The sequence below is a fragment of the Empedobacter sp. 225-1 genome (genome assembly GCF_030328185.1).
GTDB classification, from domain to species: Bacteria; Bacteroidota; Bacteroidia; order Flavobacteriales; family Weeksellaceae; genus Empedobacter; species Empedobacter stercoris.
Genome location: NZ_JACALO010000092.1, coordinates 1 through 880 on the forward strand (window position 1 = coordinate 1; position 880 = coordinate 880).

1 protein-coding gene is annotated in these 880 nt (G+C 31.8%); it reads left to right on the forward strand.

Features of this window, described 5'->3' with window-relative positions:
* Positions 1-34: 34 nt before the first annotated feature.
* Positions 35-880 (forward strand): AadS family aminoglycoside 6-adenylyltransferase (locus HX088_RS13855; RefSeq protein WP_286484482.1); only part of this gene is annotated, 846 nt, incomplete at its 3' end.

Below are 880 nucleotides of genomic sequence, written 5' to 3' on the forward strand. Positions count from 1 at the left end.
CGTTGTACGACATAGTAAAACCGAACCAAACAAAATGAAAGTCAGAGAAGAAAAGTTAAGAACAATTATAGAATGGTCGGAGAAAAACGAAGATGTAAGAGTTCTTCTTCTGACAAGTTCACTTGTAAATCCTTTAGCACTTGTTGACGAATTTAGTGATTTAGACATTGAATTTGTTTTTGAGGATAATACAAATTACATTTCAGACAAAAGCTGGACGCTTAAATTCGGAAATCCAATTGCTATGATTGAAGAAGACGAAAGTTGTTTTAACCATAAACACGCAATGAAAATGCTACTTTATGAAGACGGTGTGAAAGTAGATTTTAAACTTTACAGCAAATCAAAATTTATAAAGGAAACGCAAGAGAAAGAATTACCAGAAGATTGGGATATTGGTTATAAAATTTTAATTGATAAAGATGGTATTACAAAGCAAATGCTGAAACCAACTTATCAAATTTCCATTATCAAAAAACCGTCTGAAAAAGAGTTTCAAAATCTAATAAACGATTTTTGGTGGGACACAACTTACGTGGCAAAGTGTCTTGTGAGAGATGAAATATTCTATGCGAAATTTATGTCAGAAACCGTTATTCGCACAGAATATTTAATTCCTTTAATTGAATGGCACATTGCAAGTGAACACAATTGGAACATAACGACCAATAAATATGGACGACTTTTCAAAAAGTATCTTAACCAGGAAATGTGGGCTAAAACAGAACAAACATTTTCAGGGAGCGATATAAAGGAAAATTGGACTGCTCTATTTTCAATGACTGATTTAGTTTCAGAAATAGGAACTGAATTGTCAAAAAAATTAGAGTACAAATACCCGGATAAATTAGAAAATGACATACGAAAATATTTAGCTGGA